General features: G+C 63.8%; 26 protein-coding genes. 11 read left to right on the top strand and 15 right to left on the bottom strand.

Translation table 11 applies throughout. From position 1 onward, the window contains the following. Positions 1-73 precede the first annotated feature (73 nt). From GFD32_RS08695 to dctP, 3 genes are all read right to left on the bottom strand, one after another. Positions 74-1,372, bottom strand: a complete 1,299-nt coding sequence (locus GFD32_RS08695) for a TRAP transporter large permease (protein ID WP_163576167.1) — start codon at positions 1,370-1,372, stop codon at positions 74-76. Then, positions 1,372-1,896: a TRAP transporter small permease gene (locus GFD32_RS08690; protein WP_163576166.1), complete on the bottom strand. Its 525-nt coding sequence runs from the start codon at positions 1,894-1,896 to the stop codon at positions 1,372-1,374. The genes GFD32_RS08695 and GFD32_RS08690 overlap by 1 nt, the downstream gene beginning before the upstream one ends. Before the next feature lie 66 nt (positions 1,897-1,962). Further along, positions 1,963-3,096, bottom strand: a complete 1,134-nt coding sequence (gene dctP, locus GFD32_RS08685) for a TRAP transporter substrate-binding protein DctP (protein WP_163576165.1) — start codon at positions 3,094-3,096, stop codon at positions 1,963-1,965. A gap of 261 nt (positions 3,097-3,357) precedes the next feature. On the opposite strand from dctP, the gene GFD32_RS08680 reads away from it, so the two are divergent. The 8 genes from GFD32_RS08680 to GFD32_RS08645 all read left to right on the top strand — a co-directional run bounded on the left by GFD32_RS08680 (position 3,358) and on the right by GFD32_RS08645 (position 10,456). Next, on the top strand, positions 3,358-4,365 hold the full coding sequence (locus GFD32_RS08680; RefSeq protein WP_240455585.1) for a TRAP transporter substrate-binding protein: 1,008 nt from the start codon (positions 3,358-3,360) through the stop codon (positions 4,363-4,365). A gap of 39 nt (positions 4,366-4,404) precedes the next feature. Beyond that, positions 4,405-4,920, top strand: coding sequence for a TRAP transporter small permease (locus GFD32_RS08675; RefSeq protein ID WP_163576164.1), 516 nt, complete (start codon positions 4,405-4,407; stop codon positions 4,918-4,920). A 3-nt stretch (positions 4,921-4,923) separates the two neighbouring features. After that, positions 4,924-6,183, top strand: coding sequence for a TRAP transporter large permease (locus GFD32_RS08670; protein WP_163576163.1), 1,260 nt, complete (start codon positions 4,924-4,926; stop codon positions 6,181-6,183). A 36-nt stretch (positions 6,184-6,219) separates the two neighbouring features. Continuing rightward, complete coding sequence (locus GFD32_RS08665) at positions 6,220-7,422, top strand: 3-hydroxybenzoate 6-monooxygenase (protein ID WP_163576162.1); 1,203 nt, start codon at positions 6,220-6,222, stop codon at positions 7,420-7,422. 19 nt (positions 7,423-7,441) lie between these two features. Next, positions 7,442-8,491 (top strand): gentisate 1,2-dioxygenase, encoded by a 1,050-nt coding sequence (gene gtdA / locus GFD32_RS08660; RefSeq protein WP_163576161.1) that lies wholly within the window; start codon positions 7,442-7,444, stop codon positions 8,489-8,491. A gap of 53 nt (positions 8,492-8,544) precedes the next feature. Beyond that, a complete protein-coding gene (locus tag GFD32_RS08655; protein ID WP_163576160.1) occupies positions 8,545-9,252 on the top strand; it encodes a fumarylacetoacetate hydrolase family protein in 708 nt (235 codons plus the stop codon). Beyond that, positions 9,249-9,896 carry a maleylacetoacetate isomerase gene (gene maiA, locus GFD32_RS08650; protein ID WP_163576159.1) on the top strand — a complete coding sequence of 216 codons (648 nt, stop codon included), beginning with the start codon at positions 9,249-9,251 and terminating at the stop codon, positions 9,894-9,896. Before GFD32_RS08655 ends, maiA begins: the two co-directional genes overlap by 4 nt. Positions 9,897-9,985: 89 nt before the next feature. Beyond that, positions 9,986-10,456: a MarR family winged helix-turn-helix transcriptional regulator gene (locus GFD32_RS08645; RefSeq protein WP_163576158.1), complete on the top strand. Its 471-nt coding sequence runs from the start codon at positions 9,986-9,988 to the stop codon at positions 10,454-10,456. A gap of 98 nt (positions 10,457-10,554) precedes the next feature. Here the strand turns inward: GFD32_RS08645 and GFD32_RS08640 are convergent, their stop codons facing one another. Together GFD32_RS08640 and GFD32_RS08635 are read right to left on the bottom strand one after the other, a co-directional pair. Continuing rightward, positions 10,555-10,986, bottom strand: a complete 432-nt coding sequence (locus GFD32_RS08640) for an acyl-CoA thioesterase (protein ID WP_163576157.1) — start codon at positions 10,984-10,986, stop codon at positions 10,555-10,557. A gap of 21 nt (positions 10,987-11,007) precedes the next feature. Continuing rightward, positions 11,008-12,846 carry a feruloyl-CoA synthase gene (locus GFD32_RS08635; RefSeq protein ID WP_163576156.1) on the bottom strand — a complete coding sequence of 613 codons (1,839 nt, stop codon included), beginning with the start codon at positions 12,844-12,846 and terminating at the stop codon, positions 11,008-11,010. Between the two features lie 338 nt (positions 12,847-13,184). Here GFD32_RS08635 and GFD32_RS08630 point away from each other — a divergent pair, with 338 nt between their 5' ends. After that, entirely contained in the window at positions 13,185-13,643 is a 459-nt protein-coding gene (locus tag GFD32_RS08630) for a MarR family winged helix-turn-helix transcriptional regulator (protein ID WP_163576155.1), read from the top strand. Between the two features lie 50 nt (positions 13,644-13,693). Here the strand turns inward: GFD32_RS08630 and GFD32_RS08625 are convergent, their stop codons facing one another. The 3 genes from GFD32_RS08625 to mdlC all read right to left on the bottom strand — a co-directional run bounded on the left by GFD32_RS08625 (position 13,694) and on the right by mdlC (position 17,859). Further along, on the bottom strand, positions 13,694-15,145 hold the full coding sequence (locus tag GFD32_RS08625; protein ID WP_163576154.1) for an aldehyde dehydrogenase: 1,452 nt from the start codon (positions 15,143-15,145) through the stop codon (positions 13,694-13,696). 65 nt (positions 15,146-15,210) lie between these two features. Further along, entirely contained in the window at positions 15,211-16,230 is a 1,020-nt protein-coding gene (locus tag GFD32_RS08620; protein ID WP_163576153.1) for a TRAP transporter substrate-binding protein, read from the bottom strand. A 48-nt stretch (positions 16,231-16,278) separates the two neighbouring features. Further along, entirely contained in the window at positions 16,279-17,859 is a 1,581-nt protein-coding gene (mdlC, locus tag GFD32_RS08615) for a benzoylformate decarboxylase (RefSeq protein WP_163576152.1), read from the bottom strand. Positions 17,860-17,965: 106 nt separating this feature from the next. On the opposite strand from mdlC, the gene GFD32_RS08610 reads away from it, so the two are divergent. Next, positions 17,966-18,865 (top strand): LysR family transcriptional regulator, encoded by a 900-nt coding sequence (locus GFD32_RS08610; RefSeq protein ID WP_163576151.1) that lies wholly within the window; start codon positions 17,966-17,968, stop codon positions 18,863-18,865. A gap of 85 nt (positions 18,866-18,950) precedes the next feature. Here the strand turns inward: GFD32_RS08610 and GFD32_RS08605 are convergent, their stop codons facing one another. The 4 genes from GFD32_RS08605 to GFD32_RS08590 form a co-directional block, all read right to left on the bottom strand. After that, positions 18,951-20,264: an aminotransferase class V-fold PLP-dependent enzyme gene (locus GFD32_RS08605; RefSeq protein WP_163576150.1), complete on the bottom strand. Its 1,314-nt coding sequence runs from the start codon at positions 20,262-20,264 to the stop codon at positions 18,951-18,953. A gap of 63 nt (positions 20,265-20,327) precedes the next feature. Next, a complete protein-coding gene (locus tag GFD32_RS08600) occupies positions 20,328-21,824 on the bottom strand; it encodes a tripartite tricarboxylate transporter permease (RefSeq protein ID WP_163576149.1) in 1,497 nt (498 codons plus the stop codon). 31 nt (positions 21,825-21,855) lie between these two features. Beyond that, positions 21,856-22,290: a tripartite tricarboxylate transporter TctB family protein gene (locus GFD32_RS08595; protein ID WP_163576148.1), complete on the bottom strand. Its 435-nt coding sequence runs from the start codon at positions 22,288-22,290 to the stop codon at positions 21,856-21,858. 24 nt (positions 22,291-22,314) lie between these two features. Beyond that, on the bottom strand, positions 22,315-23,304 hold the full coding sequence (locus GFD32_RS08590; RefSeq protein ID WP_163576147.1) for a Bug family tripartite tricarboxylate transporter substrate binding protein: 990 nt from the start codon (positions 23,302-23,304) through the stop codon (positions 22,315-22,317). 176 nt (positions 23,305-23,480) lie between these two features. On the opposite strand from GFD32_RS08590, the gene GFD32_RS08585 reads away from it, so the two are divergent. Beyond that, positions 23,481-24,410 (top strand): LysR family transcriptional regulator, encoded by a 930-nt coding sequence (locus GFD32_RS08585; protein WP_163576146.1) that lies wholly within the window; start codon positions 23,481-23,483, stop codon positions 24,408-24,410. A 131-nt stretch (positions 24,411-24,541) separates the two neighbouring features. Here the strand turns inward: GFD32_RS08585 and GFD32_RS08580 are convergent, their stop codons facing one another. From GFD32_RS08580 to GFD32_RS08570, 3 genes are all read right to left on the bottom strand, one after another. Continuing rightward, a complete protein-coding gene (locus tag GFD32_RS08580; RefSeq protein WP_163576145.1) occupies positions 24,542-25,102 on the bottom strand; it encodes a flavin reductase family protein in 561 nt (186 codons plus the stop codon). A 163-nt stretch (positions 25,103-25,265) separates the two neighbouring features. Beyond that, complete coding sequence (locus GFD32_RS08575; RefSeq protein ID WP_163576144.1) at positions 25,266-25,793, bottom strand: cupin domain-containing protein; 528 nt, start codon at positions 25,791-25,793, stop codon at positions 25,266-25,268. 53 nt (positions 25,794-25,846) lie between these two features. Continuing rightward, positions 25,847-26,329 (bottom strand): OsmC family protein, encoded by a 483-nt coding sequence (locus tag GFD32_RS08570; protein ID WP_205599068.1) that lies wholly within the window; start codon positions 26,327-26,329, stop codon positions 25,847-25,849. Positions 26,330-26,485: the final 156 nt, after the last annotated feature.

Genomic DNA, 26,485 nt, shown 5'->3' with positions numbered 1-26,485 from the left:
TGTTGAATAAACAAACTAATAACCTCATATTCGAGTTACCAACGGTGAGCGTCAGGTACCTTCCCTCCTCGTATCAGCCGCCGGTCAGCACCAGCACGATCTGGGGATAGAAGATGACCAGCGCGACGACCACGATGTCGGCCACCAGAAAGGTCGCCACGCCCTTGAAGATATCCACCAAGGAGGCGTACTGGCCCGCAACCCCCTTGATGACGAAGATGTTCATGCCCACTGGCGGGGTGATCATGCCGATCTCGAGCAACTTGACCAGCAACACGCCGAACCAGATCAGGCTCACGTCGTGGAGCTCGAAGACCGGCAGCAGCACGGGCAGGGTCACCAGCATGGCGCCGAAGGGCTCCATGAACAGCCCCAGAAATAGGTAAATCAGCACCACCACCAGCATCAATTCGAGATAGGAGAGCTCCCAGCCCGTCACCGCTCCGGTGATGTAGCCGGCCAGGCCGCTCAGACTGAGGAACAGGGTGAACATGCTGGCCCCGACGCCGATGATCAGCAGCGCCGAGGTGGTCGAAAGCGTTTCGAGCAGCGCGGCCTTCATCGCCCGGCCATTCAGGCGCCTGAGCAGCAGGCCGATGAGAATCGCCCCAGCGGCTCCTACCGCTCCCGCCTCGGTGGCGGTGAACACCCCCGAGAACAGGCCACCGAACACCAGCACGCCCAGTACCAGCACCGGCCAGATGTCGAGCAGTGCCCGTCGGACAGTGATGTCGCGAGCCCCCACGGCTTCCCGCGGCACGATGTCCGGCCGGAACCAGCTGACCATCAGGATCACGATGCTGTAGCTGACCGCCGTCAGCAAGCCGATGGTAATTCCCCCCAGGAACACCTGAGTGATGGAAACTTGGGCGAAGACGCCATACACGATCATCAGGATGCTGGGGGGAATCAGTGCGCCGATGGTGCCACCGGCGGCGATGGTGCCGCAGGCGAAGCTCGGCTTGTAGCCGCCATGCACCATCTCGGGAATGGCGATGCGCCCCATGGCTGCCGAACAGGCCACGCTCGAGCCGCTCACCGCGGCGAAGCCGGAGCTAGCCACGATGCTGGAGATCGCCACCCCGCCAGGCAGCCAGCGAAACACTACCTTGGCGGCACTGAAGAGACCATTGGTAAGGCCAGTGTGATAGCAGACGAAACCCATCAGCAGGAACATCGGCACCGCACTGAGCGTCCACTTGGCGATGAACTCGTAGGGCGCCGAGGAAAGCTGCCCGATGGCGGTATCCCAGCCTAACATCACCGTCATGCCGCCCAGCGAAACCACGACCAGCGAGATCGCCACCGGCACCCGCAGCGCCAGTAGCAGCATTAAAATGGCGAGGCCGTAGAAGCCAACGTCAACGGACATCAAGATCCCCTTTCATCTGACGTGCTGGAGGGATAGGCCGCATCCCTGGCCAGGAACGGCAGCCGTACCACACACACCACCGCCGCCAGGGCAAAGGCAGCGGGCAAGGCGAAGTAGGTCGGCCAGACCGGCATGGGAAAGTTGAGCGACATGACGTAGGAGCCGATATCGTACTGCTCCATCGCCTTGTCCCAAGTGGCCACGGCCAGAACGGCATAGACCGCGGCCGAAAGCAGCGACACCAGCACGTCGGACAGGCGCACCAGCCACGGTTTCATGAGCCCCTCCAGGGCCTCCACGGCAATCATCCCGCGGCGCCACTCCACCCAACCCAGCGGCAGCAGTGCCAGCGTGATCAGATAGTAGCGAGTCACCAGCTCCACGGTTGCCGGAATCGATACCGAAAAAACCGAACGCAGCAACACATCCAGCGTGACGTGAATCACCATCAGCAGGATGCCAAGAGTACCCAGCATCGCCAGTCCGACGGCAGCCTGATTGGTCAGGCGATACAAAACGGCCATGAACGCGTCCCCTAAAGCCTAGGCTGGCACGGGGGGCGGCAAATACCGCCCCCGAGACGTATGCAATCAGGTTCCGTAGGTGGAAAAGTCCACCTGACTCCAAATCTCACGTTTCATGGCGTCAGCGACGGCGTCGGGCTCCTCGTCGACCTCCTCGACGATCTCGGTCCATTTCTCCACCAGGCCCTGGAAACGCTCGACCTTCTCTGCGGCATCCGCGACGCCATAGCGCTCCTCGGCCTGCTCGGCGGCATGGACCAGGTCTTCCTCGAGGAAGGCTTCGGTGGCTTTCAGCAATTCAGGGTCGGGCTCGAGAATCTCGATATCGTTTTCATGCGCGATGTTGCGAGCTTCATCCGCCATCTCATAGCCCCAGCGCTGGGTGATGGCCGCACTCGCTTCCACGGAAGCATGGATCAGCGCCTCACGCTGCTCGGCAGGAAGCGAGCTCCAGGCCTGCTGACCGACCGCATGGGAAATGGTGCTGTGGAACGTGCCCAATTCGACATCAGTGACATAATTCAGCACGTCATCCAGCCGGAAGGAGATGATATCCGCGATGGACGCAATGGTGCCCTCGATCACTCCTTGCGAGAGCGCCTCATACTGTTCACCCACCGGAATGGTCGCTGGCGAGATGCCTACTGCCTCCGCCCAGCGAGAATACTGAGGGCCACCGACGCGCATGCGCAGCCCCTGGATATCGTCAAGGGAGTTCGCCGGCTCGGTGCTGAGGATCCGGTAGAGGTCGGACGCATGGGAGCTGGTATAGACGATGCCCAGTTCCTTGAGCTCCTCCTGGCACTCGCCACAAGTGACGATGTACTCGGTCATCGCCGCCCCCATGGCATGCGGGTTGGTGCCCAGGAACGCCAAGTCGCCGACCAGGTTGATCTCGGGCAGGTCGGCCGGGAAATAGGCCGGCAGGAAGAGCCCCACCTCCACCAGGCCACTCTTGATGGCGTTACGCATGTTGCCGATGTTGGCCACCTCGGTCCCCAAGAGGTTGCCCGTCAAGTCGCCATCGGTCTTCTCGGCCAGGCGCTCGGCGAATTCGGTGAACATCGGGTCATAGGCGGGATGCGCCGGCGGCACCCCGGGGGCCATGCGTAGATCACGGGCCTGAGCCTGGACGCTCAGCACCAGGCTACCGGCAGTAGCGGCGACGGCAAGGGTTGTGAGCAGGGGGCGTGTTGTCATGGGTCACCTCGACGGCTGGGTTATATTTGTTGGTTTACAAAACAATGGTAATGACCACTTATTTGTTTCTGGATTATAGTCCAGCGCAAGGCCCTCTCCGATACCCAACTTTGGTATAAGCCCCTTCTCCCGCCTGCTGGTCCGCTTGCGATAGAGCGGTTCGACTTTCGTCGAATTGATCACAATACTGATGATCACAATACTGATCTAGGTCAACTTTTGACCGTGCGAATCGATCCTGCACCAACGAAGGCCAAGACAATGACAAGCACTACACGCCCTCTGACACGCCAACGTCTATTCACCGCACTCCTGAGCGCCTCGCTGTTCACCGCCAGCGCCCCGGCACTGGCCAAGGAATTGAGAATGGGGCTCATCACCCCCCCGCAACACATCTGGACTCAAACTGCCGAACGGTTCGCCGAAGATGTCGCCGCACGCAGCAACGGCGAGCTGACCATCGCCACCTTTCCGGCCGGTCAACTGGGAGACGAACCGGCGATGTTCTCGCAGATGGAAACCGGTCTGCTGGATATGGGCATCATGACCACTGCCATCACCAGCCAACGCGAGCCGGCCTTCGTCGGCTGGTTCAGCCCCTTCCTGTTCGATGGTGTCGAAGCAGCTTCCGCAGCCACCGAGACCGATGCCGCCCAGCAGATGCTGGATCAACTGGACGACAAGGGCCTGCACGCCTTCGGCTACACGTTCGCCGGCATGCGCCACATCCTGATGCGTGACGAGCGCGTAGAGAGCCTCGACGACATCGACAACGAGAAGGTCCGCATCATCCCCATCCCGGCCATGCAGACTTGGTGGCGAGCCGCCGGTGCCACGCCGACCCCGGTTCATCTGCCCGACGTCTATCAAGGGTTGCAAAACCGCATGCTCGACGGTGTGGACATTGATCTGGATGCCCTCGTGGGCTCCGGCTTCTACGAGGTGGCCACACACCTGACCCTAACCAACCACATGGCTTTCCCGGCCGTATCGGTGATCAGCCAGGCCACCTGGTCGTCGCTATCCGAGGAGGAGCGCGTCCTGCTCGATGACGCCATGCAAGAAGCCCTGACCTGGGGCACCGAGGCTCAGATCGAAGCGGAGGCCAGCAACCTGGCCTACCTGGAAGACACCATCAATGTCTTCACCCTCGAGGAGGCCGAGCCCGTCTTCGATGCCGCCAACCAGGCATTCGACGAGCGGTTTGGCGAGCACCCCATCATCCAGGCCTTCCAACAGGAGGTCTCGACCTTGCAAGACGGCGAATGAGCCAAACCCCCCGTCCCTCCTGAGCCACGGGTGATCGCGATGACCACGACCTTACTTACCCGCGCCAGCCGAAGGCTGGCGCGACTTGAACAAATGCTCTGTAGCTTGCTGATCGTCGCCTTTAGCGTGCTGCTGATCGTCAACGTGGTAGCCCGCTACGCGTTCAGCAGCCCAATATTCTTCGCCGAGGAGTTGGCGGTCTACATCCTGGTGTGGATGGCTTTTCTGGCCATGTCGGTGGCCGTCCACTACGACCAGCATGTCCGTCTGACCATGCTGATAGGGCTGCTCCCGACGAGGTGGCAACGCTTCAGTTACAGGCTCACCGAACTCATCTGCCTGGCGGTGCTGGCCACCCTGCTGTGGTACTCCGTAGGCTGGATTCGCTCACCCTCAGTCACCTATGACATCGCCCTCACGCTGGACTGGCCGAAGTGGCATTTCTATCTGATCGTGCCGATCTTCTGTGTCACCGGGATCCTTCATATTCTCGCCAGGCTTCCGGACCGCTCGCGTACGGCCTTCGTCCTGGCCAACGACGACGAGGAGACCTGACCCATGACCCTCGCCGTCTTCATCCTGCTGATGCTGTTGGGCATGCCGATTGCCTTCGTGCTACTCGCCTCCACCTTTGCCTTCGTGATCAACACCGGCAACTACCGCATCCTGGAGGGCCTTCCCCAGGTGCTGTTCGGCTCGCTGGAAGTGTTCGATCTGCTGGCCATCCCGCTGTTCATTCTGCTCGGCGAAATCATGAACGAGGGCGGGATTACCCGGCGCATCATTCAGGCGGCCCGTGCCTGGTTCGCCTGGCTCCCCCACAGCATCGCTTATGTCTCGCTGACCTCGAACTTGATGCTGGCCTCCATCATGGGTTCGGCCACCGCGCAGATTGCCATCATGAGTCGGGTGATGACCCCGGAGCTCGAGCGCGACGGCTACGACAAGGGGTTCGCCACAGCCCTGACCGCCGGCGCCGGCCTACTCGGGCCGATCATTCCACCGTCGATGATCTTCATCATCTACGGCGTCATCGCCCAGGTTTCCATCGGCGCCATGTTCATGGGAGGGATCATTCCCGGCCTGGTGCTGTTCATCCTGATCTGCGGCCTGATCGCGCTGATCGCTCGCCGCGCCCGTAAGGAACCCAATGGCGAGCGGGATCCCGTCGACCGCTGGCTAGCGACCCGCAATGCCATCCTGACCCTGAGCATACCCCTGGTGATCGTCGGCGGCATCGCCTTCGGCATCGTCACCCCCACCGAGTCTGCGGCCGCAGCCACCCTGATGGCGCTGCTCATCGGCGGGGTGCTGTTCCGTGACCTCAAGGCCTCGAGCCTGCCCGGGGTACTGGCCCGTACCGCCCGCAACACCGCCATCGTGCTGTTCCTGATCGCCGCGGCCAAGGCCTTCGGCTGGGTACTGGTCTACAACCAGATCCCCCAGCAGGTGGCCAGCCTGATGCAGGATGCCACCGAGAGCCCGCTGCTATTCATGTTGCTGGTGTTCGTGATGCTGCTACTGGTCGGCATGGTGCTCGACGGCATCGCCGCGCTGATCATTCTGGTGCCGATCCTGCTGCCGGTGGCCCAGGGCAGCTACGGCATCGATTCCGTGCATTTCGGCATCGTCACTTGCATGACCCTGACCCTGGGCTTGTTGACGCCCCCGGTGGGCGCCGGACTCTTCGTCGCCTCGGCGATCAGCAACGTCAGCCTGTCGCGCATCACCCTATGGATCACGCCCTTCATCCTGGCGGCCTGCCTAGTGATTCTCCTGATCATCCTCAACCCCTGGGTCGTGAGCGTCTTCCGCTAGACGCCCTACCGCAACCGAACGAAAGAGGTGCCTCATATGAGCAACGACACCATCATCATCGCCGGCGGCGGCATCGGCGGCCTGGCCGCCGCCCTGGGGCTGGCCCGCCAGGGCGTTCCTTCCCTGGTGCTGGAGCAAGCCCCCGAGCTCGGCGAGATCGGTGCCGGCATCCAGATCGGTCCCAACGCCTTCCACGCCTTCGACTACCTCGGCGTCGGCGACGAAGCGCGCGCCAAGGCGGTCTACATCGATGACCTGCTACTGATGGATGCTATCGAGGATCGTCGGATCGCCGCCATCCCCCTGGGCGACAAGTTCCGCAAGCGCTTCAACAACCCCTATGCAGTGGTGCATCGCGCCGATCTGCACAAGGTGCTGCTGGATGCCTGCGAGGCCAGCGATCTGATCGAGATTCGTACCCGCTCGCGAGTCGAGGGCTACCAACAGTCCGCCGAAGGTGTCATCGCCATCCTCGAAAACGGCGAGCGATTCACCGGCCGCGCCCTGATCGGCGCCGAGGGCTTGTGGTCGCCGATCCGCCAGAAGCTGGTCGGCGACGGCGCGCCACGGGTCTCGGGACACACCACTTACCGTTCGGTGATCCCCACCGAGCAGATGCCCGAGGAACTGCGCTGGAACGCCGCCACGCTGTGGGCCGGCCCCAAGTGCCATATCGTCCACTACCCGCTCAAGGGTGGCGAGGTCTATAACCTGGTGGTGACCTACCACAACGACGCCCCCGAGCCGGTGGCCGGTAAGCCGGTGACCAAGGAAGAGGTCTACCGAGGCTTCGCGCATATCGCCGAGCGTCCGCGCCAGATCATCGAGCACGGCAAGGACTGGAAGATGTGGGTGCTATGTGACCGCGATCCCAACGAGCAGTGGATCGACGGCCGTGTGGTACTGCTCGGCGACGCCGCCCACCCGATGCTGCAGTACATGGCCCAGGGAGCCTGCATGGCCATGGAGGACGCCGTCTGCCTCTCCTATCACCTCGGCGATAAGGAAGACCTGGGTAACGCCTTCGAGGCCTACCGCAACGACCGATTCTCACGCACCGCCCGAGTGCAAACCTACTCACGCCTGATGGGCGAGTACATCTACCACCCGGCCGACGGCAAGGCGGCCATGCGCAACGCCACCATGCGCGCCATGAGTCCCGACGATTTCTACGATCGCATCGAGTGGCTCTACGGCGGCAGCGGCCTGAGCAACGTCACCACGTCACAAGACAGCTGAGTTCATAGGAGAACAGACCATGTCGCTTACCGAAAAGCCGCAACGCTCGCCCGAGCGCGAGGCCTACTACGAGAAACTTGCCAAGCAGGACTTCAGCGCTCTGTGGAACGTGCTCAGTGATATCATCACCCCTACCCCCAGGAGCGGCTGCGAGCCGCACCTCTGGGACTTCGCAACGGCCCGGCAATTGCTGATGGAGGCCGGCGAGCTGATCACCGCCAAGGAAGCCGAGCGCCGGGTACTGATCCTCGAGAACCCCGGGCTGCGCGGGCAAAGCCGCATTACCACCTCACTGTATGCCGGCCTGCAGCTGGTGATGCCCGGAGAGGTAGCCCCGGCACACCGCCACAGTCAGTCGGCACTGCGCTTCGTGATGGACGGTGGCGGTGCCTGCACCGCGGTCAACGGCGAGCGCACGATCATGCAAGAAGGCGACTTCGTGATCACGCCACCCTGGGCCTGGCACGACCACGGCAACGAGTCCGACCAACCGATGATCTGGATGGATGGTCTGGATATCCCCATGGTTTCGTTCTATGACGCCTCCTTCGCCGAGAGCTTGAACGAGGACATGCAAGCGATCACCAGGCCCACTGGCGACTCGCTGGCACGCTACGGCGCCAACATGCTGCCGGTTGACTTCGAGAAGCGCGGTCTGGCCTCGCCCATCTTCAATTACCCTTACGAGCGCACCCGCGAGGCGCTGGAGACCATGCGCCAGCGTGACGAGTGGGACCCTTGCCACGGTCTCAAAATGCGCTATGTCAATCCGGTAGACGGCGGCTTCGCCATGCCCACCATCGCGCCCTTCGTGCAGCTGCTGCCCAAGGGCTTCAAGACCGCCGGCTACCGCTGTACCGACGCCACGGTGTTCAGCGTCGTCGAGGGCACCGGCCGCACCACCATCGGCGACACCACCTTCGCTTGGAAGCCCAAGGATATCTTCGTGGTACCCAGCTGGTCCCCGGTGGTACATGAGGCCGACGAGGACGCCGTGCTGTTCAGCTACTCCGACCGCGTCGCCCAGCAAAAGCTGGGGATCTGGCGCGAAAACCGCGGCGTTCAGTAAGACGCCTGGAAAGCCCCAAACCAAGCCACTACCCAAGAACAGGTGCCATCACCATGACAGACTACGTTTTCGAACCCTACCCCGTTACCAGCGTCGCCATCGAAGGTGACGACCAACGCTTTCCGGTGCGCCGTATCTTCTGCGTGGGCCGCAACTATGAAGCCCACGCCCGCGAGATGGGTCGCGACCCGAGCCGCGAATTTCCCTTCTTCTTCACCAAGCCGGCCGATGCCATCGTTCCGGACGGCAGCGACGTCCCCTATCCGCCTGAGACCCAGAACTTCCACTACGAGATGGAACTCGTCGTGGCCATCGGCAAGGCCGGATTCCAGGTTCCGACGGACAAGGCCAGGGAATACATCTACGGCTATGCTGCCGGCAACGACCTGACCCGCCGCGACCTGCAACTCGAGGCCCGCGAGAAGGGGCGGCCCTGGGACTGGGGCAAGGCGTTCGACGAATCCGCAGTGATCTCGCCGCTGCGCAAGGCCAGCGAGATCGGGCACCCCACTACCGGCCGCATCTGGCTGGCGGTCAACGACGAGATCAAGCAGGACCAGGATATCGCCGATCTAATCTGGGACGTGGAAGAGATCGTCTCCATCCTTTCTCACACCATGCGCATTCAGCCCGGCGACCTGATCTACACCGGCACCCCGGCCGGTGTTGGCCCGCTGCAGGTCGGCGACAAGGTTACCGGCGGCATCGACGGCGTGGGCGATCATTCGATCACCATCGTGGCGCCGCGGGAGGGGATATGAGCCTGGTCCTGCACAACTTCTTTCGCAGCTCCGCCTCGGTCAGGGTCCGCGCGGCCCTGAACCTCAAGGGGCTGGCCTACGAGCACGTCTCCTATGTGCTGCGCGACAGGCAGCACCAGTCCAAAGGCTTCCTGGCACTCAACCCGCAGGGCCTGGTGCCGGCCCTGCAGCTCGAAGATGGCAGCGTGCTTGGCCAGTCCCTAGCGATCATCGAGTATCTGGACGAGACGCACCCCGAACCGCCCCTGCTGCCCAGCGACCTGCTGGATCGCGCCTGGGTGCGCTCGCTGGCACACGCCATCGCCTGCGATATCCATCCGGTCAACAACCTGCGAGTGCTGCAATACCTCGGCGGCGAGCTAGGTGCTGACGAGCAATCAGTGGGCGCATGGTTTCGCTACTGGGTCGACCAGGGCTTCCCCCCCCTGGAGAAACAGCTGGCCGGCGATGTCCGGCGCAGTCAGTTCTGCTATGGTGATGCCCCCGGCCTGGCCGACCTCTGTCTGTTCGCCCAGGTCGCTAACAACCGCCGCTTCGACGTCGACATGTCGCGCTACCCTGTCCTGCAAAACATCTATGACAACTGTCTGCAGTTGCCTGCCTTCGTCGATGCCCTGCCAGAGAACCACCCTCATGCCGGGTGAAACGGGGCAGCAGTACCGCACCGTGGCCGACTGCCCACGCACCCGGCCACAGCGTCCTTATCGCTTACGCTTCATCGAGAATCGCCATCATGACCGGATCGCCCCTCACCAAAGCCAACTCTCTCCCCGGCAACCTGCTGAGGCGCTGCCACCAGATCAGCGTGGCGATCTTCCTCAGGAAGTGCGAAGAGTACAACTTGACCCAGTTGCAGTATGTGGTGCTCTCCGCCCTGGACGAGAAAGGGCCACTGGATCAGATCACCCTGGGCGGTCACACCGCTCTGGACCGCAATACCGTGGCAGTGGTGGTGCGTAAGCTCGAGGAGCGCGGCCTGGTCACCCGGCAGCGCAATCCCGAGGATCGCCGTTCAATGATTGTCACCCTCACGCCCGAGGGAGAGACGCTGCGCATGGAGGCCGAGCCCGCCGTGCTCCAGACCCAGGACGAGATCCTCGGCCCACTGACCGAGGAGGAGCGCGAGACCCTGTGCAGCCTGCTGCAACGCATGGCCGACGAGAACAACGCGCTGAGCCGAGTACCGATCCGCAACGCCGGCTGAGCCTCTAACGCTCCATCACGGAGAAGAACGCCAGGGGCTTATCACCTCCAATCCGGTTTCAAGATCAGCTTGCCGAGGGCGCAGTGAGCAACATCGCATCACGGATAGCCCTCTACCTGCTGCAAGGCCTGCTTCACTTCCTCAGGCACCGGCAGAGCTTGCAAGCGCTGGGCATTCCGTGGATGTCGTCCCACCCAAACGCGGGTCACCGTCGCCTCCACGGCCAAGGCATCCCCACGATACAAGCGATGGTCTATATCGAAGCTGCTGTTGCGAAACTCGACGATCCGCGTCTCGATGCGAACCTCATCACCGTAATGGCAGGGCGTGAGAAAGCGGCTGCGCAGATCGACCACCGGGTAGCCGATCGCCTCGAAGCGTTCCTGCAGCGTCGACAAGGCTAGACCGGCACTGGCGAACAAGAGATTGGTGGCATGATCGAAATAGGCCAGATAGCGGGGATGGAAGACGATCCCCGCCGGATCGCAGTCGCCCCACTCGACGGTCCTAACATGGGTATGAGTCGGCATGGAGAAAATCCTGGGTGCCTCTCAGTCGAGACTCAGCACATGCGGCGGCGATGGTTCGCGATACAGCTCGTCGACGACGGCGGCGCGGTTGTCGAGCACGGCCCGCTGGTTGATCGAGCCCTTGTCGGTGACCTCGTGGGCATCCAGCCGCGGCGGCTCGTCGAGCAGCACCGCTCGGCGCACCCGCGTGGAGCTGCCCGTGCTGTGGGCGTCCAGATCGCGCAGCATCTGCAGGAAGCGCTCGCGCACCGGCTGGCTGGCCAGCACCGTGGCGGCATCGGCCTCGCGGCCCAGTCCTGCCAGCTCACGACACTTCTCCAGGTCCGGAAATACCATGATCGTGACATAGGGCCGATCGAGCCCGGCGATCACCACGTCCTTCACATGGGGGGCACCGGCTTCGATGATGCGCGCCCGCAGCGGCCCGACGCTGACCCAGGTGCCGGTATCCAGCTTGAAGTCCTCGGAGATGCGCCCGTCGAAGCGCATGCCGCGCTGAGGGTCGTCCGGGTCGATGAACTTGACCGCATCGCCCAGGCAGTAGAACCCCTCTTCGTCGAAGCTCCTGGCGGTGATCTCGGGCTGACGCCAGTAGCCCGGCATCACGCTGGGCCCCTGCACCCGGCACTCCAGCTTGCCGCCGTTGGGCACCAGCTTGATCGTCACCCCACGCGCCGGCAGGCCCACCACGCCGGAGCGGGACTCCTCCAGCGAGGCGAACATCGCCGAGGGGGCGGTCTCGGTAGCGCCCAGGCCGGTCAGCATGCCCACCTTGCAGCCCAGGGTCCGGATGGCCAAGCGGTCGAGTTCGTCCCAGATGTGCTGGGAGAGCCCCGCCGCGGCGAAGAACATCAGATTGAGGCGGGAGAAGAAGGTCTCGCGCAGGTCATCCTCGCGCTTGAGGTAATCCACCAGGATCTCGAAGCCCTTGGGCACGTTGAAGTAGACCGTCGGCGCGATCTCGCGCAGATTGGCGATAGTGGTCTCGAACTCGCCCGGTACGGGGCGGCCATCGTCGATGTAGAGGGTCCCGCCGTTGTAGAGCACGATGCCGACGTTATGGTTGCCACCGAAGGTGTGGTTCCAGGGCAGCCAGTCCACCAGGACCGGAGGCTCATCGCGCATGAAAGGCATCAGGGAGGCCAGCATCTCCTGATTGGCGCAGAGCATGCGGTGGGTGTTGATGACCCCCTTGGGCATGCCGGTGGAGCCGGAGGTGAACAGGATCTTGACGATGGTTTCAGGGGTGACGGCCGCGCGGGCTTCATCCACCGCCGCGGTTACGGGCGTCTCCAGCAGCTCGCCAAAGGCACGCATACCCGTATGGCCTGCCGGGTCGACGGCGAGACAGTCACAGTCGGCCGGCCGCACCGCCGCCACGGCAGGGGCAAAATCCTGGGCCTTGTCGACCATCAGCATGCCGGGGGTGAGCAGTTCGACGATATGGCGCAGCTTGCCGAAATCGCGGCTGACCAGCGAATAGGCCGGCGAGACGGGGGCAAAGGGAATGCCCACGTACATGGCCGCCAGCGCCAGCAGCAAATGCTCGATGGAATTGCCGCTGAGGATGGCCAGGGGCCGCTCGACGCTCAGGCCGTGGTTCAGCAGCCCCTGCGCCAGACAGCGCACTCGCGTCAGGGTCTCGGCATAGCTCAGGCGCTGCCATTCGCCGCTGGCACCGCGTCGTGCGACGAAGGTGCGGTCGGGCGCCTCGTCGGCCCAGCGTTCCAGGCAGTCGAGCAGGGTGTCAGGGTAATCGCCTAGGGGCTCCTCGACGTTGAGAAGCTGGGTTCCGTCAGCGCGCGGGATCAGCTTGGCCGTGGCGGTGCCCAAGCGGACATCGCGGAAGGGGTAAGACATGGGCGCTCCTGCTGTTTGTGATCGTTATCAGCATCGAAAGGGGCATCTCGCTACCCTCGGCTTGGGAGCCTTGGTAACATGCAACCCAGTATTTTTTTAAACTGTTGGCATGTCAAACATTTTGCCGGCATAACATTCTGCTTAATGGGGCCAACGGAAGGCAAAATAATCTTTCAATATCAGCATGATATGCGCATGACAGCATGTCTCGGTCACGAACTCACTGGTCGAGACACGACTAAAGTTTGATGCGCTAACGGGCCTAACCGACCGGTTTTCGATAGGCTGATTGCTGCTTGCCGCCGCGTGGCTCACCCAACGTCAGGGCCGACCAATCTATGAGCAACGACGACCAGAACGGTATCGACTACTCCATGCTGCAATCGCGTCTCGGCTATAAGCTACGCCGGGCGCAGCTCGTCTACTTCGACGTGTTCTTCGAGGCTTGCGCCCAGGAAGGCATCACACCGGGGCTGTTCAGCATCCTCGCCATCATCTATCACAACCCGGGGCTCACCCAGACCGCCGTGTCCACGGCCCTGGACGTGGACCGCTCCGCCATGGTGGCGGCCATCGACAAGCTCGAGAGCATGGAAGTCGTAGAGCGGCGCAAGTCGAAGGATGACCGCCGCTCCTATGCGCTTTACCTGACCGACAAGGGCAAGACCTTCACCGAGCGGCTCAATCGCAAGGTCTCGGCGGGTGAAGAGAACTTCGATTCCTTCATGAAGGAGGGAGAGCGTGAGTGGCTCCTGGGCCTGCTCGATCGCATCATCGAGGCCCGGAAGGGAGGCTGAGCGGGGCTCGAGCCCGCTCAGCCTTGCGAAGGCCGCTCGGCAACCAAGGGTCAAATCGGATAGTGCCGTGGCCCTAGCTGCAGCGTGAGCCAGCGCAGCTCGGTGAACGCCTCGATGCCGGCCTTGCCGCCGAAGCGGCCGTAGCCGCTGGACTTGACGCCGCCGAAGGGCATCTGCGGCTCGTCGTGCACGGTCGGGGCATTGATGTGGCAGATGCCCGAGCGGATGCGTCCGGCCACCTTGAGGGCGCGCGCCGTGTCGCGGCTGAACACCGCCGCCGACAGGCCGTACTCGCTGTCGTTGGCGACCCGAACGGCCTCCTCCTCGCCGTCGACGCGGATCACCGCCACCACCGGCCCGAAGGACTCCTCGCGATACAGCCGCATGTCGGGCATCACCCCATCGACGACGGTGGCCTGCATGATCACGCCGTCGGCTCTGCCGCCGCTGGCCAGACGCGCCCCCTTGGCTTCGGCATCGTCGAGCATCGCATTGAGTTTGTGCCCCGACTCGGCATCGATCAGGGTACCTAGCGCATTGCCGTCGTCACGCGGATCGCCGGCCTCGAGCGCCGCGGCACGGGCAGCGAGCTTCTCGACGAAAGCATCGGCGACCGAGGCATCGACGATCAGCCGCTCGGTGGACATGCAGATCTGCCCCTGGTTGAAGAAGGCGCCGAAGATCGCCGCATCCACGGCGGCATCCAGGTCGGCATCGTCCAGCACCAGCAGGGGCGCCTTGCCGCCCAGTTCCAGCAGCACCGGCTTGAGATGGCGCGCGGCCTTCTCGGCGATGATCCGCCCCACCCCGGTGGAGCCGGTGAAGTTGATGCGCGCCACCTCGGGATGCGCGATCAGCGCTTCCACCACCTCCGGGGCATCCGCTGGCGCATTGGTGATCACGTTGACCACTCCGTCGCCGAGCCCCGCCTCGACCAGCACCTCGCCGATCAGATGGTGGGTGGCCGGGCACTGCTCCGAGGCCTTGAGGATCACCGTGTTGCCGCACGCCAGCGGCGTGGCCACGGCCCGGGTGCCGAGGATGATCGGCGCGTTCCAGGGCGCGATGCCCACGACCACGCCGCACGGCACGCGCACGCCCATGGCCAGGTTGTCGGGCACGTCGGAAGGGATCACGTCGCCCTGCACCTGGGTGGTCAACGATGCCGCCTCGCGTAGCATGCCGGCGGCCACCATCACGTTGAAGCCGGCCCAGCCCGGGGTGGCGCCGGTTTCGTCCACCATGCGTTCGATGAACTCGGCCTGACGGGCTTCCATGAGGTCGGCGGCCTTGAGCAGCTTGGCGCGGCGCTCGCCGGGGCCACTCTGCGACCAGGTCTCGAAAGCCTTCGCCGCGGCGTCCGCCGCCCCTTTGGCATCCTCGACCGAAGCGGCCGCCGCCTGGGTAACGGCCTGGCCGCTCAGCGGATTGGCGCGCTCGAAGGTGGTGGACTCGTGGGCGGGCCGGGGCTGGCCGCCGATCAGCAATTCCAGGGTATTCATGGCGTGCTCCAGATCGTTATTCGTGAGCCATTCTCGTGGGCTCGTTAGCATCCTAACGCTAGCGCTCATGCTTCGCACTGCTCGCGCAAGGCCAGCGCCTTCCGATGAATGTCGCGGGCCTCGTCCAGACCACGCTCCTCGAGCCGCTCGAGATAGTTCTCGGTACCCTGCTCGAGCGGACCGGACCAGTCGGGGTCGTCGAGCGGAGCCTCCACCTCGTGGATGGTGTCGCCCTGGGCCACGGCTTCCTCGCGCCCGGCCTCGTCGAGCGCATCGAAGACCTGCCCTGCCCGAAGGGCCCATTCCATGCCGCTGTTCTCGTCGATCACCGCCTGCATCTCGGGGGAAAGCCGCTCGTAGCTCGCCTGGCTCATCGTCGCCACGATGGTGCCGGCGTAGTACGGCACCTGCAGGTGATAGTTCGTCAGCTCGTTGATGCGAAACACCTTCATCGCCTCCCAGGGAAAGCTCAGGCCATCCATCACCCCGCGCTGTAGCGAGGTGAAGATGTCCGGCGCCGGCATGCCCAGGGGCTGAGCGCCCATGCTGGCGAGCATCTCGCCGGCCACCTCGCTGGGGCGACGGATGCGCAGGCCTTCGAGGTCGGCCGGCGTGCGGATCTCGGTGTCGCGGGTATGCAGGTAAGCCGGCCCAGTGGTGAACAGGAACAGCACCCGGGTGTCGTCGTACTCCCCGGCGATGTCCCCTTCTTCAAAGAGGGTCTGCAGGATGCATGCGCCCTGGGAGGCGCTGTTGACGATACCGGGCAGTTGCACGATCTCGGTGAGCGGGAAGCGCCCGGCGGTATAGCCCTGCAGCGTGACGGTGATATCGGCGATGCCGTTGACCGTCGCGTCATAGGCCTGATCGGCCTTGCTCAACGTCTGTGAGGGATAGATCTCGACTTTGAGCTGACCCTCGGAATCCTGCTCCACCTGCTCCGCCCAGGCCTGGTAGATATCCTGATTGACCGCCGAACCTTCCGGCCAGAGATGCGCCATGCGCAGGGTGGTCTCGGCACCGACCGAGGCGCACAGCCCCAGCGCGGACGTGGCGATCATCAGGCGTGAGATGGCGTGTTTCATGACGGTGTCCTCTCTTGTTTGTCGTTGTATCGGCTGTCCCCGGCCTCGTCAGGAAGGCAGGGTCGGCACCTCGATCAGCAGCGGTCGGTCCATGGCGAAACCTTCCTGCAGCGCTGCCGCCAGGGCATCGCGGGAATCGGCCAGGCGCGCTTCGACCCCATAGCCGCGCGCCAGTGCGCAGAAGTCGATGTCCGGCACGTCGAGCCCGGGGGCGTCGTCCACCTGCATATGGCGGGCGAAGCCGCGCAGGGCGCCGTAGGTATCATTCCTGAGAATGATCAGCACCGCCGGAATCCGGTACCGCGCGGCGCTCCACAGCGCGGTGATGGCGTAGCTGGCCGAACCGTCGCCGATCACGCCGATCACCTGACGCTGCGGCTGGGCGAGCTGCACGCCCAGCGCCGCCGGCAGACCGAAGCCGAGCCCCCCCGCAGCGGGAAAGAAGTAACTGCCGGGCTCGCGCATCGCGACGCGCTCCCAGAAGAGCTCCACCGTCGAGGTCGACTCCTTGACGTAGATGGCATCCTCCGGCGCCAGCGCATCGAGGGTGTCGAATACGTTGGCCGGCGCCAGGCGCCCCTCGCCATCCTCAACCGCAGCCGGCTTCAGCAACGGTTCGGGCATGGCCCGCTCGCTCGGCGCGATATGCGGCAGCAGCGCCTCGAGGGTGGCGTGAACGTCGCCCACCAGGGCATCGCCCATGGGCGCCCGGGCCGCCTCCACAGCATCGCCGGTCACGTGCACCAGCCGCGCCCCCTCGGGCAGGTAACGCCCCGGTGCATACTGGTGATAGCGGAACACCGGGGCGCCGACGACCACGATCAGGTCGTGCCCCTCCAGGTGTGCGGTGATACCGGCAATGGCCGCCGGCAGCACGCCGCGGAAGCAGGGATGACGGTTGGGAAAGGGGCAGCGCGAGGCGGAAGGCGCCACCCATACCGGCAGACGCAGGCGTTCGGCCAGCGCCACGGCCAGCCCGTTGGCCTGGCGGGCATCGACCTCGGGCCCCAGCACCAGCACCGGGTTGTCGGCGGCATCGAGCCGTTCGGCCAATCGCTCGATCTGCACGGATGACGGCACCCCGGCGTGGTCGATCTCGCGCGCCACCACCAGCTCGGCGTCTTCTCCGGCGTCGCGATCCCAGTCGTCATGGGGAATCGAGACATAGACCGGGCCGCGCGGCGGCAGCGAGGCGCTGTGGATCGCCTGGCTCAGGGCACGCGGCACGTCCTCGGGGCAGGCCGGCTCGTAGCTCCACTTGACCAGCGGCTTGGGCAGTTGCGGCGCTTCGACGTTGGCCAGCATCGACTCCACGCCGATCATCGAACGCGCCTGCTGCCCGGCGGTGATCACCAGCGGCGAGTGGGCATACCAGGCGTTGGTCAGCGCCCCCATGGCGTTGCCGGTGCCCGCCGCGGCGTGCAGATTGACGAACGCCGGCCGGCCGCTGGCCAGCGCGTAGCCGTCGGCCATCCCGGCCACCACCCCTTCGTGCAGCCCCAGCACATAGCGGAAGTCCTCGGGAAACCCCTTGAGGAACGGCAGTTCGTTGGAGCCGGGATTGCCGAAGACGGTCGTGATGCCCTGGCGGCGCAGGAGCGAATAGGTGACGGCGTGAACGCTCGGCATGCTCGATTCCTTGTCCTTGGTGCAGTACGTGCCTTCACGCTAGCCGGCACTGCTACAATCGAGCAAATCGATACTTTTTCTATCAAAAATAAAATGTGTCTATGCAATGAACCACGTCGACCTCAACCTCATGCGCACCTTCGTGCTCCTGTACGAAACCGGCAGCGTCACCCAGACGGCCGAGCGTCTTTACGTCACCCAACCCTCAGTGAGCTATGCGCTGGCCCGGCTGCGCGACCTGTTCGAAGACCGCCTGTTCGTGCGTACCCGCCAAGGCATGGAACCCACCATGACGGCACGCCAGCTCTACCCCTCGCTGCGTGACGCCCTGCAGCAGCTTCAGGACACCATCGAGAGCAGCCGCGATTTCGACCCGGCCACCTGTACCCGCCGCTTCCGACTGGCGCTGACCGACCTGGGGGAGATGGCGCTGTTGCCGACGCTCATGCGCCACCTGCACGACCAGGCGCCGCAAGCCGAGCTGGAAGTGGTACCGCTGGAGATCGAACACGCCGAGGAGTGGCTGGCGGCCGGCCGGGTCAATGCGCTGATCTGCAGCCGCCCGCTGACGGGGACGGCAATAGCGCGCCATGTGCTATTGAAGGACCGCTACGTGTGCCTGCTCAACCCGGAGCGCTTCGGGGAAGGCCCCCTGACCCGCGAGCGCTTCATGGCCGCGCGCCACGTCGCCGTGACCTCGTCTTCCGGGCACGGGATGGTGGAAGAAGTGATGCGCCAACGCGGCATTCAGCGCAAGGTGAGCCTCGAGATCCCGCACTTCTCGGTACTGCCGAAGGTGCTCCACGACAGCGACCTGGTGGCGATCATGCCGTTGCAGGTCGCCGCCAGTTTCACGCAGGGTTCGCCGCTGACCATCCAAGAACTGCCCTTTCAGGTGCCCGAGTTCGAGGTCGCCCTGCACTGGCAGGCACACGCCAGCCGCTCCCCCTCACAGCGCTGGTTCTGCGAGAGCATCATTGAAGCGATTGGGGAGCGGGGGTGCTGAGGCTGGGTGAGTGAAGCAAAGCGTAAGCCAAATAGGGTCGGTCGTCGCCATGCCTTGGGGCAAAACATGGCGACAGGGAGAGGCTTTACGGCCGCGGCAGCACTTCAGCCAGGGCCACCAGGCAGGCGTCGATCTCGTCGGCACTGTTGTAATGCGCCAGCGAGACTCGGGTGACCGCCTTGAGCCCAAGCGGGCGCAAGATGTTGCCGGAGTAGACGTCGTCGCTTCGCGCATGGACGCGTATGCCCCGCGCCCCAAGTTCGGCAACCACCTGCTTGGCATCGACTCCCTCGACGGCGAACGACACCACACCCTCGCGGTACGGTGAATCCACCGGGCCAATCAGGTGTAGCCCAGGGTAGTCGACCAGCCCGGTCTGACCCGCACCGCCATGGAGCAACCGATGCACAAGAGCGCGCTCGTGGGCGCACATCGCCTCGCCGGCGGCGACCAAACAAGCACGACGAGACGGCTCCTCGGTAAAGTGTCCGCCCAGCCAGGTGAGGTAGTCGACCATTGCGCTGACCCCGGCCAGGGCCGACGGGTCGCGGCTACCCAACTCCCAAGCATCGGCGGGCTTGCCCGAGAGCCGATCATGATCGACCACGCTCAGGCGATCGGAGAGCCATGCATAGCCGTTGTTGAAGCGACAGTACGCCTTGTAGGGCGAGATGACATAGGCATCGACACCGTAGTCATCGACGGCCAGGAACCCATGGGGCGCATGCTGGATACCGTCGACGATGATCGTGCACTCGGGGGCCACGGCACGGATGGTTCGCGCGATCTCGGCGACGTCCATGCTCATGCCAGTGACCGGGCTGGTATGCAGAATGGTCGCGATGCGGGTATCCGGACGCACGCAATCGGCGTAGTGCGCCGCCGTCACTCGGCCGGTTTCGACATCGAAGGGAACCTCGATCCAGTCGCGGCCGGTGCGGCGCGCCCACTGGGCGGTGGCATCATAGGTCGCAGGATGCTCCACCGAGCACGCGACGATGCTGCCGCCCGCCTCGGCGGCGAGTGCCGCGGCGCGGATCACGCGGAACAGGCACTCAGTACCGGTCTCGCCACCGAAGATGACCCCACCACTGGCGCCAAGAAAGGTGGCCAGGTCGTCGCGCCCAGCGGAAACGATCCGCGACACGGCATGGGAAGCGGGGTTATCGCGGTGCTCGTTGTCGGGAATGCCGGCAACTTCGGCACTGCGCGCTACCACCGACTCGAGCGTCAACGAGCCACCCGCATTCTCGAAGAACACCCGCTTTCCAGTGAAGGGGCAGGTATCCACGTGAAGGAAGTGCCCCCGTACTTGGCTCAGCAATTCCCGCGGAAGAAAAGCACCTTCCGCCGCGAGGGGCTGGTGTGCGGTCGCGGTGGAGGTTGGCGTTGTCGTCATGGTCGAAATCTCCATCGGTCAGGCCCATGGGCGCCCTGGCCTTCCTAGAAAAAGCAGTGGGAATCAGTGCTGGGCGCTGCTGCGGCCCCGACGCCACTGGGTCCAGAGCGGATACGCCAGCGCCAGCACCACCAGCAGGCACAGCGTCAGTGACAAGGGCCGGGTGAAGAAGGTAGTCAGGTCCCAGTGAGCGATCTGCATCGAGCGGCGGAAGTTGACCTCGAGGATGGGACCGAGGATCAGGGCGATCACCAGAGGTGCGGCGGGGTAGCGCCAGCGCTCCATGAAGAAGCCCAGCACGCCGAAGGCTACCGCAAGCCAGACATCGAAGACCTCGTTGCGCAGCGCATAAGTGCCTATCACACTGAATATCAGGATCATCGGCCCCAGCACGGCACCTGGTACCTTGGTCACCACCACCAGATAGCGACACAACCACAGGCCAGTCACCGCAAACAGGATGTTGGCCAGGAAGAGAGACAGGATCAGGGTGTAGGTGGTCTCAGCGTGCTGGGTGAACAGGCTCGGCCCAGGAATCATGCCGTGGATGGTCAAGCCGCCGACGAACACGGCCGTCACCGCATTGCCGGGAATGCCCAGTGTCAGGGTGGGAATCAGCGTGCCGCCGGTCACGGCGTTGTTGGCCGACTCCGAGGCCGCCACCCCTTCCAACTCCCCCTTGCCGAAACGCTCAGGAGTCGGGGAGTGACGACGCGCCTCGTTGTAGGAGATGAAAGAGGCAATGCTAGTACCGGCCCCGGGTAGAATGCCGACTATCGAACCGATCACCGAGGAGCGCAACAGGGTACGCAGACAGCGCCGGATATCGTGCCACAGCGGCAGGCGGCGCCCCTCGAGCGGCTGCCCCTTGCCCGTCAGCACGCCCCCGCCTTCGGGCACGCAGAGGTTGAAAGCCTGAGAGACCGAGAACAGCCCGATCAATACCGGCAGCAGCGGCACCCCATCGAATAGCTCGCCATAGCCGAAGGTGAAGCGCTGCATGCCGGTAAAGGCGTCCAGACCGACACAGGCCAGTACCAGCCCCACCGCCGCCGAGAGAACGCCCTTGAGCGGACGATCCGACGCCACACCGACGATGGTCACCAGCCCGAAGATCGCTAGTATGGTGTATTCCTGAGGGCCGAAGGCCAGCGCCACGGTGGACAGCGGCGGGGCGATGGCGATCAGCACGATCACGCTGAAAAGCCCGCCGAACAACGAGGCGAGAGTCGCCATGCCCAGCGCTTCGCCGCCCCGCCCGGCCTCGGCCAGCGGATAGCCATCGAGGGCGGTGGCGATGGAGGCATCCGTGCCCGGGGTTCGCAACAGGATCGCCGTCACCGACCCGCCATAGACCGAGCTGACGTACACCGCGCCGAGCAGGATGAGCGCCAGATCCGGCGGCATGCTGAAAGTAATGGGAATGCACAGGGCCACGCCCATCGTCGAGGAGAGCCCCGGCAGCGAGCCGATTGCCATGCCGGCCAGGGTGCCGAGAAACAGCGTCAGCAAGGCCATCGGCGTCAGCACATTGCCGAGGGCAAGAAACAGTACATCCATAGGAAGCCTCTTGGCTGAGGTCGCCTGCCGTCTAGCCTGCCAGCCAGCCGGCAGGCAGGGGCACGGACAGCAGGTATACGAAGACCCCGTAGATCACGGCAGAGAACGCCACGGCGATGGCTAGGGCCGCTGGCCACCGCAAGTGGCCCAACCAACGCAAGCTGGCCAGCAGAAACAAGGGCAACGCAACGAAGGTGCCGGCCATGATCATCAGCCCGAGCAGCCCCAGCACGCACAAGCACCATACGGTGAAGCGCTGCCATGCCAACGGCGAGGGAAGCTCGTCAGGGATACGGCGGCGAAGGGTGCCAAGCACGATCCCCGCGCAGGCCAACACCCCCAACGTGCCGGCGATCACGGGGAAGACCCCCGCGTCGCCTCGCATTCCCAGGCCCATGACCACCGCAGCCGCACACATCGCTCCCACCAGCACGGCCACGCAACGGTCGATTGTATCGAGAGTCATGGGATTATCTCTCCGCGCGTCCTATCACTGCTCGATCCAGGGATCTTTCTCCCAGAGCGCCTTCAGTCGATCGTGGCTGTCCTGAATGAAGTCGACGTACTCCTCCCCATAGATGGGGTTGACCGGCATGTTGAGCTGCTCCATCTCAGCACGGAATTCCGGGGTCTCGACGACACGGCGAGTCACGTCCAGCAGGGTGTCGTAGATGTCTTGAGGCACATCCGCCGGCACGGCGAATCCACGCGACGCGGCGGACTGGACGTCATAGCCTTGCTCCTTGCCGGTGGGCACATCGGCGATGGCTTCGACCCGCTCGTCGGCCCATACCGCCAGCCCACGTACCTTGCCTTCCTGGATCTGGGCTGCCGCTTCCGACATGTTGCCCTCGAAGGCGGTGATGTGGCCGCCCAGCAGCGCGGCGGTCGCCTCGGCGTTGCCGTTGTAGGACACGAAGCTCAGGTCGATGCCCGCCTCCTCGGCGAAGTTGAGTGCGGCGAGATGATCGTCCCCCCCAACGCCCTCGTGGGAGATAACCACCGATTCCGAATCGTCCTGCACTGCGGCGACCAGGTCATCCAGGGACTGGTAGGGACTGTCGGCAGCGACCGCCAGTACACCGGGATCGGTAATCACATTAGCGAGAGGCCGAATCTCGTCAAGCGAGTAGCCGACGGTCTCCTCGCGAGTGAAGGGGTATACCTCCACCACTGGCGAGTTGATCAGGCCGATCGTGTAACCATCCGGCTCGGCATTGGCTAGGTGTACCCAGCCCAGTTCACCGCCCGCACCAGGCCGGTTGACCACCACTACCCGTTGGCCGAGCTCCTCCTCGGCGTACTTGGCGAAGATGCGCGCCATGGTGTCGGTACTGCCCCCTGCTCCAAAGGAGACAATCATTTGAATTGGCTTGGTGGGATAGTCAGCTGCCAGTGTCGCTGTGCTCAGGCCACTCGTAAGCAGCGCCGTCATCGCGCCCAGCATCACCTTTCGCATCGATACGGGTTGAGTCTTCATCTTCTAACTCCTTATTGCTGTTATATTTTCATGGCCAGCACAGGTAGCTGGGCGGGGGCCAGCCCTAGCCTGACGCCGAAGAGCACTCACCCACTACTTAAAAGCACTCCACTCTTTCAAAAAAGCGAATAAATTGCATATATTATAAGTCGAAATTTTCATTATTCGGCGACGCCATGTTGACCCTCAAGCAGCTCGAAACTTTCGTTCAGGTGGTCGAGCTCGGCACGTTCGAGCGTGCCTCCCAGCGCCTCAACGCAACGCAGTCCACCGTCTCCAAGCGCATCTCCGAGCTGGAGCAGGCCACCGGCCTCTGCATCTTCGACCGCTCACGCCGCAACGCGCGGCTAACCGAGGAAGGGGAACGGCTGCTGGAACTGGCCTACACGACGCTCGATGGCGCGAATCGGATCCTCGAGCTTAACGAGCAACCCGAGCGCACACTGCATCGTGTGCGTATCGGCTTCACCGATCTGGCCGCCCTTACCTGGCTACCGGGCTTCCTCAGGGATTACACCACAGAGCGACCCGACATCCGGCTGGACATCACCATCGACATGAGCCGTACCCTGTACCAGCAGTTTCAGGACGGAGAACTGGACCTGGTGGTGATACCGCAGGTCCCCGAGGCCTTCGCCCAGCCGGGCGTGGAAGCCCTGTTACTGGAAGAGGTGGAGATGGCCTTCATGGCCAGAGAGAACTTGGTGGACGGTCCTCGCCCCATCCCGATAGGAGCGCTCGAACGCTACACACTCATCAGCCAGGGTAAGCGCTCCGGATTCGCACAGGACGTCAATCGCTGGCTCTCCCACCAGGGCATGGCCGCCGCCAACCTGACTGCCGATAACCTGCTGGCGCTGGTTGGCCTAGTCGCGGCGGGGCGTGGCATCAGCGTATTGCCAAAACTCTGTGTCCAGCGTTTCGCCCGCGAGCAGGGGCTGGAGATTCTCGAGACCACCCCTCGCCTGCCCATGATCGGCTACTACGCGCTATACCATGGTGGAGTGCGTATCCGACTGCTCGAGGAACTCGCCCAGCGCCTCGGCGACGCAGCCGACTTCACCCGCCCCTTCTTCTTGTCCGAGAAACGCACCGTACGTGATTGACGCAGCCAAAGTCGCGCTGCACTGGCAGACCCAGGCCAACCGCTCCCCCTCACAGCGCTGGTTCTGCGAGAGCATCATCGAAGCGATTGGGGAGCGGGAGGGGGGAAGCCCATGGCCGTGTCGGACAAGACCTACAGCATCTGGGGCAAGAACTGCTCGCGCCGGTCGATGATCTCGCCGGCCACCATGAAGACACCGTCGCCGGTGTAGTGGAGGGTCTCGGGGTACTCGGGCGCTACCGCCGCGCGGGCCGACACGACTTCCCAGATGAAGAAGTCGTAGCGCTCCACCAGGGAGTCGTCAAACAGGCGGCATTCGAAGTGCGCATGGCACTCATCGATCAGCGGGGCGCCCACCCGCTCCGCCGGCTGGGCAGTCAGCCCGAACTGCTCGAACTTGTCGACCTCGGCACCGCTGCTGTTGCCGATGCCCACCACTTGATCGGTCAAGGCCGTCGTCGGCAGGTTGATGACGCATTCGCGGCTACGGCGGATCATCTCGAAACTGTGGTTGCCGCCAGAGATGATGCAGCCCACCAGCGACGGCGAGAACGCCATCACCGTATGCCAACCCATGGTCATGATGTTGTGCTGCCCATCGCAAGCCGACGAGACCAGCACGATGGGCCCCGGCTCCAGGTAGCGGCGCACCTTTTCCAGAGGCACGGACGCTTTCTCGACACGTTCGCTCATGATTGCGCATCCAATCAGCGGTTATCGATACCGACAACAGTGTAGCAGCCGCAGGGGAGGCAGGGTTCGGCCAGCCAGCGGGTGTCTTGATATAAGTGCAGCAAGGACATCGAGGATGCCCTGCTGCAGATTCAATAGGACCTGGCCCGGCGCACACGCCGAATCAGGTGCGTTTGATGCCGCACTCCGTGTCCAGGGCGTCGCTCCGTTCCTTATCAACCGGAAGGGTCAGCGCCCCTTCGGCGGGGGCACCGAGTAGCACGGCAACCACCTCGGTCTCCGCAGTGCGGCTCGGGTTCAGCGCCGTGTGGACGGTGTCGCCCGGATCCACCAACGCGCCCCCGGGGCCGTACTTCCGATTCACACAGTCTTCCGCGAAAATGAACTCGAAGTCGCCCTCAGTGACGGTGATCAGTACCGTGCCCGGGTGGGTGTGCCATGGGAAAACAGCGCCCGGCTGAATGGTGAACCGCACCACCGTGAGATGCGATGCATCGTCAAACGAGATGGCCTGTTCAGGTAGTCCTTCCAGTTTCTGGGTGATCCTGACTGAGACATCGCCGTCAAAGACGTGTCGCTGGGTGAGCGGCTCCGCCGCGATCGGCTTCGGTTCATCTGCCTCAGCGACAGCACTGACAGTCAAAGCCATCAAGATGGTGGCAATTCCGACTAATTTTTGTGTATGGATCATAAAATCTCTCCCGTTCGCTCTCGTTGAAACATGGTCTTGCGCCGTTACCGGTTTCAGGACATCTGGCCGATGCACCAGTCAGTGGTCACTTTGGTGCCACTTTGCAGCGTCTGGAATACAACGCAGCTGTGCTCGGCGCTTGCCATCAGGGTGTTGAGAGTTCGCTGGCCGGTATCGTCGGGCACCTCCAGGCTCACATCGCAATGCAGGCGCTGGAATCCCACCGGCACGCTTGAATCCACCATCAGGGCCCCGCGTACATCCACCTGTGCTGTGGCCATGACCTCGCTGTTCAGAATGGTCACGCCCAGGCGCTTAGCCACCATGCGCAGCGTTGAGTGCAGGCAGGCCGCCAGCGCGGCGCAAAGGTAGTCTCCGGGGTTCGGGGCATCGTGGTCGCCACCCACGGCGCTGTGGATACCGTACTGGTGGCGAACGCCCCCGCTGTTGGCCAGCTCGACGGCTCCGTGAACCGAGTCTTTCTTCTCGCCGGGCATCGCCCGCGCGTGATCGGTGATCCAGGCATCCTCTGGCACATCGAGATAGTGTCGGTTAAGGCTGTCCTTGTTCTGGTCAAGTCAGAGCGGACACATTTTCAAGCCGCAGCTGCCAGTTCAATCTCCCTCGGCGTCTGGTAGCCCAGGGTCGAGTGGAGCCGGCAGCTGTTGTACTCCATCTCGATGTACTCGATC

The sequence above is a fragment of the Halomonas faecis genome (assembly GCF_010993975.1).
In the GTDB taxonomy this organism is placed as follows: domain Bacteria; phylum Pseudomonadota; class Gammaproteobacteria; order Pseudomonadales; family Halomonadaceae; genus Halomonas; species Halomonas faecis.
The sequence above is the reverse complement of the archived record's forward strand: the minus strand, read 5'-3'. Positions and strand labels throughout refer to the sequence as shown.